The sequence below is a fragment of the Dyella sp. genome (assembly GCF_035277725.1).
Lineage (GTDB): Bacteria > Pseudomonadota > Gammaproteobacteria > Xanthomonadales > Rhodanobacteraceae > Dyella_B.
In genome coordinates this window covers 1-6580 of the sequence record NZ_DATEJY010000002.1, presented here as the reverse complement: position 1 = coordinate 6580, position 6580 = coordinate 1, and the positions used below count along the sequence as shown (strand labels likewise).

Sequence of the window (6580 nt, the reverse complement as noted above, 5' to 3'; positions counted from 1 at the left end):
CCCGATCACCTTCAACCTTAACCAGCTGTAATCCCAATTACAGTTACAGTTCACGCCTGACTTCTTAAGGGTAGCGTTTATGTTCCAACAAACTCCTCCGTCCGACGCCGCCGCTCCGGCACTGGGTGGCAACGCCAATGCCCAGGCCATGCAGCAAATGGGCTTTAGCGATCTCATTCACCACTTCGACTTCCTGGGATGGATCGTGTTCGTGGTCCTCGTGGTGATGTCGTTCTCCTCGTGGTACTTCATCATCGCCAATGCGATTCGTAACGCATTGGTACGTAACCGTGCCGATAGCGTCATCAACGGCTTCTGGTCAAACAACTCCACCCAAGATGCTATTCGCGAACTGGAAGCCCAACCCAAGGGTGAACCATTCTCGAAGATCGCACTGGACGCCGCTTCGGCGGTAGCTCACCACCAGCAGGCATCCGCCGGTGGCGGTCGTCTGGCCGAATCGCTGAGCCGTTCGGAATTCATCGATCGCGCCCTTCGCCAGGCCGTTGCTCGCGAGAGCCTACGCATGGAAGGCGGCATGACCCTGCTCGCCACGGTCGGTTCGTCTGCTCCGTTCGTGGGTCTGCTCGGTACCGTGTGGGGTATTTACGGCGCCCTGATCCGTATCGCTGCTTCCGGTAATGCTTCGATGGAAGCTGTGGCCGGCCCGGTGGGTGAAGCGCTGATCATGACCGCTTTCGGTCTGTTCGTAGCTATCCCGGCCGTGCTCGCGTTCAACTTCTTTACCCGTTCCAACCGCCTGACCTACGCTCGGTTCGACGAATTCGCGCACGACCTGCACGACTTCTTCGCGACCGGTTCGCGTGTCGAAGGCGTTGCTCAAACTCAGAAGTGAGGTGTTGACCCATGGCGATGAGCTCCGGAAACGAGTCCGGCTCGCCGATGTCGGAAATCAACGTCACGCCGCTGGTCGACGTGATGCTGGTGTTGCTGATCATCTTCATGATCACCGCACCGCTGATGTCGCACCGGGTTACGGTGAAGCTGCCGACGGCCAATCCGAAAACCACGGATACGCCGCCGCCGACACCACCGAGGGATCTGGCCATCAAGGATGATGGCTCCATGTATCTCGATGACGATCAGAACCCGATCACCGAGGCCGAGTTGAAAGCGAAGTTTGCGGTGTTCGCGTCGATGTCGCCGCAGCCTGAACTTCAAATCCGTGCCGCCAAGGACACGGAATTCAAGATGGTCCGTAAGGTGCTTGGCGATGCCAAGGATTCGGGCATGGTCCACGTCGGCTTCATGACGACCGGTAAGGAGTGATTTGCCATGGCATTTAGTACGGGTGGTGGCAAAGGCCCCATGGCTGACATCAACGTCACGCCGCTGGTTGACGTGATGCTGGTGCTGCTGATCATCTTTATGATCACGGCACCGATCATGACGCACAAAATCAAGATCGACCTGCCGCAGCCGAATCCGAACGTTGTTCCGCCGAGCAATCCGCCAGAGCCGATTCATCTGAAAATCGATCAGTCGGGTGCGTTTTACTGGAACGACACCCCGGTTGACGAAGAGCAGCTGAAGACGCAGATCGCGGTCATTGCGACCAAGGCTGAAGCAGATCAGCCGGAAGTGCAGATCGACGCGGCTGATCAGGTGCCTTATCAGGTAGTCGCGCGCGTTTTAGCAGATGCGAAGAGTTATGGACTGAACAAAATTGGCTTCACCGAAAGTACCGGACAGTGAAAAGCAACGGTTGAATCGGAACAGTTCAACCGCGTAGCTAGGCGTTACCCCAGAGCCCCCGCATGCACATGCACGGGGGCTCTGCTTTTTTAGAATGCTGCGTTCAGGCTTGAACGACTGGGCCAGTGAACTTCGTGTTCGATACCGAGTTCCGTGAAGAATGCCTCAGTGAAAGCGGCTTTCCGCATCGAAACACGCTGATGCGACTGTTACCGTTTTGGAGGCATAACCACAACGAAGTGTGCTTACATACCTCCCTTCACAATCGTGCGCTTTGCGCGTACACAGCGTCGTCATCGACGAGAACGAGAGTTAGCCATGAACGGCGCCCATATCCTGCGTCACACAGGATTTCTTCGGTTGTTAGTCGGTACCACCGCGACGTTACTGGGTGATCAGTTCATTGTGGTGGTTATGCCATGGTTGGTGCTGCATTTGACGCATGACAGCCTGGCGTTGGGGATAGTGATGGCCTGCGTGGGTCTTCCGCGGGCGGCGCTATTGATGGTGGCCGGGGCGCTGGTGGACCGTTATTCGCAGCGTGGCGCGTTGATCGTTTCATCGCTGGCTGCTTCGGCTGCACTGTTCCTCTTTGGTATTCAAGTCCTGGCTGATGCCGTGAATATCCAGCTCGTCTATGTATTCGCGATCATTATGGGTGTAACCGGGTCGTTCTCCATCCCGGCCCGCATGTCGATTTTGCCCAGACTGGTCGAACCGGCCCAGCTGCAGGCGGCCAATTCGATGATGATGGCAGCAAGTCAGGGCGCGGTCCTGTTGGGGCCGATTCTCGCCGGATTGTTGGGTTCAACAGCCAAGGGCATGGCCATTGCCTTCCTGGTAAATGGTGGTTGCTTTCTCGTTGCTGCTTGGAGCGCGCCGCGTATCACGCCATCCATCTCGACGAAAATTGAAGCAAGTGAACCGTTACTCGCTTCGATTGTTGATAGCGTCAGAAGACTAGTTGGCGATACTGCGCTGCGCACGTTAACGTGCTATTGGGCGATCGCTGCGCTGATAGCCAGTGGGCCGGTGCAAGTAGGTCTTCCTGTTCTGGTGCAGCAACAGCTTGGCATGGGAAGCGCTGCGTTCGGCATGTTAATTTCAGTGATGGGCGTTGGCCAGCTCATAGGCGCGCTGCTCTGCGGACTTGATTGGCTGAAAACAACTTCTTTGGGCGTTCTGATCTGCTTAGTTGATATGTTCGCGGGGCAGGCAATGGTAGGTATTGGCATGAGCCGTTTGCCGATGGTGAGCGCCGCATTGATGTTTGTGCTAGGTGTCGGTGTCGGCTTCGTGCAAGTCAGTCTTTATACTTGGATCCAAAACCGTATTCCAAAACATGTGCTTGGCCGCATCACAAGCATTCTGACCTTGGTAATGACCGGTATCTCTCCGTTATCGGCGGTATTGGCAGGTGCGTTGACTCGTTACGTTTCAATGCAAAATTTGTTTGTATTCGGCGGTATCTTGCTATCGGGTTTTGCCATGGTTTCAGTCTTGGCCAGCAGGACGATTCGCCGCGTGCAGCTTGTGTCTTAGCATCCACAGAACAGTTCGCTCATACTCATTAGCTCTGTAAAGTGGTCCGCAAATTCGGACGTGTCATGCGCTCTCGAAATTGGATTTGATCTTCAACCAGCGCGCTAAATCTCTCGAACTTCCAATTTCCATAGTCAGGCGCGCATAATGTCGCCCAGATGAAGCCATCATGCCTGCAAAGGCAGGTGGCTAAAGTATCGTGAAAAGGGGCGGGAACCCTGGTGCGATACGCAACCTTGCTCAAACGGTCACGCCCACTATCTCGTTACAGACAGACACATTGTCGCAGCCGTAACGGCAAGCATCTGATCAAGCCCCAGGACGAGCGTCAGTCAATTTCGCGAATTCTTGCAAAGATACGAGGCGTCATCAGTTTCATCATCGAAGGCCGTTCCTCGGCATCGGTTCGCCTTCTCGTTTGGTCGCAAGCGTGTGTGTCAAATCCGCGCTAATTCGAATTGCATTTGAAACAAATCCCGAGTAATACTAGCCAGACCTGCGGGATTTAAGCCGTTATTGATAACGGACCTATTTCGTACACACGGAAAGTCAAAGTTGGCTGGTGCTTGAATCGCCTCATGAAGAGTATCGCGCATCTTTCGCCTAATCCCGAGCCTTTTTGGTCGCGGTCGCAGCTACATCCCGCTTCGCCAATTCCCCCACGACAGCAGCTATCGCTCGGTCTGATTGGTCCGGGACGAGTCGGCAACGCCTTGCTGAACCAGCTGCGTAGCAACCAGCTGCGTCTTATCGAGCGCACTGGTGTGCAACTAAGGCTCCATGGCGTGGCCTCCAGCAAGAAAATGTGGATGTATGAAACAGATGCGATGCAACAATGGCACCCCGGGAACGAGTCACATCCAGTTGATTTAGAGGCTTTTGTGCGTCATATGCGTAGCGCGGGTACGCAGGTGATGCTGATCGACTGCACCGCCAGTGATGTAGTCGTAGAGCACTACGAACAATGGATGCAAAACGGAATTCATATCGTAACGCCCAACAAGCTTGCCGGCAGCGGCCCGCTGGATCGTTGGCAAAGGATTCAGAGAGCGGGAAACTCGGCGCACTTTCGTCAGGAAGCCACTGTGTGTGCGGGTCTTCCTGTCGTGCAGACCTTACGCGATTTCATCGACACCGGCGATGAGTTGCTTTCCATCGAGGGGATGTTTTCAGGGACGCTGGCCTGGCTTTGCCATCACTATGATGGCAGCCGTTCTTTTTCGGCCTTACTACGTGATGCGCACGCGCTTGCCTACACCGAACCGGATCCACGCGAGGATCTTTCGGGTATGGATGTTGCGCGCAAGCTGATTATCCTTGCGCGCGAAGCTGGTTTGTCCATGTCACTAGATGACGTGCAGGTGCAGAACCTAGTACCCGATAGGCTAGGCGAGGTTTCCACCGAATCATTCTTTAGCAATATGGAGGAGCTGGACGCAATGATGGCTGAAAAGCTGGCTGAGGCACGGGCGCAAGGAGGAATACTTCGGCATGTGGGACGCCTGGATTCGAAAGGACACGGAAGCGTTGGCTTATGCATCCTACCTCCGGAACACACGTTCGCCCATACCAGCGCGACCGATAATGTTATTCAGTTTGATACCCATCGTTATCACGACAATCCCATGAAGATACAAGGACCCGGTGCAGGTCCCGAGGTCACGGCTGGCGGGATTTTCGCGGATTTGCTTCGTATTGCTTCAAGTTTACCCAGGCAATAATTCAAAGCGTTGCTGCCGGTGATTCCACCGGTTGGATCGACATGCCTTCGCGCGGTGGTCGATGTGATTGCAAGAGGGGAGTATTGCAATTGAGTGCAGCAGTTAATGAATTGCAAGAGTTGCGGTTTCGTCTATCGGCAGGCCAAAGGGGGCGTTGGTTTCTCTACCAGCTTGAGCCAGGATGCCAGTCGACACATAACATCAGCTTCGCCGCGCGCTTGTCCGGGCCCATCGCTCATGCGATGTTCGATCAGACCTTCCAGCATATGGTGGATCGCCACCCCATGCTGCGCGCAAGCTTCGAAACGGTTGACGGGGAGCCCTGGCAGCGCATTGCGCCTCATGTGACAGGGCACGTGCAGATCAGGGACGCGTCCAGCCTTAGTGACATAGAGCTTCTGCGACTCGTCCGCTCCGATAGCGAGCGGCCGTTCGATCTGGCCCAAGCGCCGCTGATGCGAATATGTATCTATCAGCGCAGCGAAACGGATGGCGTGATCCTTTTCTCATTCGATCATTTGATTGGGGACGGTTGGTCTTACTGGCGCTTCATGCACGAATTCGGACAAGTGTTAGCTAGTTGCCAGCGGGGTGGAGTGGAATGTCCAGTGCTTGCAGACATCGAAGCAAGCTATGCCGAATATGTGCATTGGCAACGCTCCTGGCTCGATGGTGCAGGTGGGCGGTCCGAGCTTGACCATTGGCGTAATGTCCTGCAGCCGGAATACGCAGCGCAGCATTTTCCGGCAGACCGATTGCCAGGCTCTCGCTCAGGCTCTCGTTATGCGACAAGGCACTTCAGCTTCCGTGGCGAGAATCTTCAGCGCTTGATGGCTTTTTGCCAGGAACATGCAGCCAGTTGCTTTCTTGTTTTGCTGGCGGTGTTCGAAGTCTTCTTGTCGCGGCATTTGGGCCACGAAGATGTGGTGATCGGATCAATGATGCCGGCACGTCGGCTGCGCAAATGGCGCAATGTATTCGGGGACTTCGCCAACCCTGTGGTCCTGCGAACGAACGTCAGCGGGGCAGCTCCTTTTCATAAAATTATTGAAGAGACGCGCAGTGTGGTGTTTCGTGCCATGTCTCATCAGGACCTGCCTTTTTCTACTTTGATCGAGCATACGGCGGAACAGCGCTCCTCTTACAGCCATCCCTTGTTTCAGACGGCTTATGTCTTTCAGAAGGCCAGGGGTGGGGGGGATGTGACGATGCTGTGGGGCGACCACTTAGAAAACCCCAGCGTCCATTGGGGCGATATTGCATTGTCGGCTTATCCGGTCTACCAAAGCGGCGGCAACGCGGGCGTCGATCTTGTATTGGAGGTGCTTGAGCTAGAAGATTGCCTGCGATGCTCTTTCAATTACGACGAGCAGTTGTTCGATGAACGCACCATCGATCTCTTGATAGGGCGTTTCACCCGATTGATGTACGCGGTACTTGATCGTCCACGCGATCCGGTCGGGCAGCTTACGCTGCTGAGCGAAGCCGAACGACGCGACATTATCGAGGGCTTCAACGCTACGCAAACACCAGCCTGGTCCACGGGACTGGTGCATGAGTTGTTCGAAGCGCAGGCGGAGCGAACCCCCGATGCGGTGGCG

Annotated in this window: 6 protein-coding genes; all 6 read left to right on the top strand. The window is 55.2% G+C overall.

The window, feature by feature from the left end; genetic code table 11:
• The first annotated feature begins 79 nt into the window (after nt 1-79).
• Nucleotides 80-856, top strand: coding sequence for a MotA/TolQ/ExbB proton channel family protein (locus VJR68_RS00105; RefSeq protein ID WP_324145511.1), 777 nt, complete (start codon nt 80-82; stop codon nt 854-856).
• 11 nt (nt 857-867) lie between these two features.
• Complete coding sequence (locus tag VJR68_RS00100) at nt 868-1290, top strand: biopolymer transporter ExbD (RefSeq protein ID WP_324145510.1); 423 nt, start codon at nt 868-870, stop codon at nt 1288-1290.
• A gap of 6 nt (nt 1291-1296) precedes the next feature.
• Nucleotides 1297-1716, top strand: a complete 420-nt coding sequence (locus VJR68_RS00095) for a biopolymer transporter ExbD (RefSeq protein WP_324145509.1) — start codon at nt 1297-1299, stop codon at nt 1714-1716.
• A gap of 318 nt (nt 1717-2034) precedes the next feature.
• On the top strand, nt 2035-3258 hold the full coding sequence (locus VJR68_RS00090) for an MFS transporter (RefSeq protein WP_324145508.1): 1224 nt from the start codon (nt 2035-2037) through the stop codon (nt 3256-3258).
• 578 nt (nt 3259-3836) lie between these two features.
• Entirely contained in the window at nt 3837-4979 is a 1143-nt protein-coding gene (locus VJR68_RS00085) for a homoserine dehydrogenase (RefSeq protein ID WP_324145507.1), read from the top strand.
• 89 nt (nt 4980-5068) lie between these two features.
• Nucleotides 5069-6580, top strand: a 1512-nt coding sequence (locus tag VJR68_RS00080) for a condensation domain-containing protein (protein WP_324145506.1), incomplete at its 3' end; no start/stop codon positions are given.

Coding starts and splice junctions, on each gene's coding strand:
- VJR68_RS00105 (WP_324145511.1), top strand. CDS start 80: ATGTTCCAACAAACTCCTCCGTCCGACGCCGCCGCTCCGGCACTGGGT.
- VJR68_RS00100 (WP_324145510.1), top strand. CDS start 868: ATGGCGATGAGCTCCGGAAACGAGTCCGGCTCGCCGATGTCGGAAATC.
- VJR68_RS00095 (WP_324145509.1), top strand. CDS start 1,297: ATGGCATTTAGTACGGGTGGTGGCAAAGGCCCCATGGCTGACATCAAC.
- VJR68_RS00090 (WP_324145508.1), top strand. CDS start 2,035: ATGAACGGCGCCCATATCCTGCGTCACACAGGATTTCTTCGGTTGTTA.
- VJR68_RS00085 (WP_324145507.1), top strand. CDS start 3,837: ATGAAGAGTATCGCGCATCTTTCGCCTAATCCCGAGCCTTTTTGGTCG.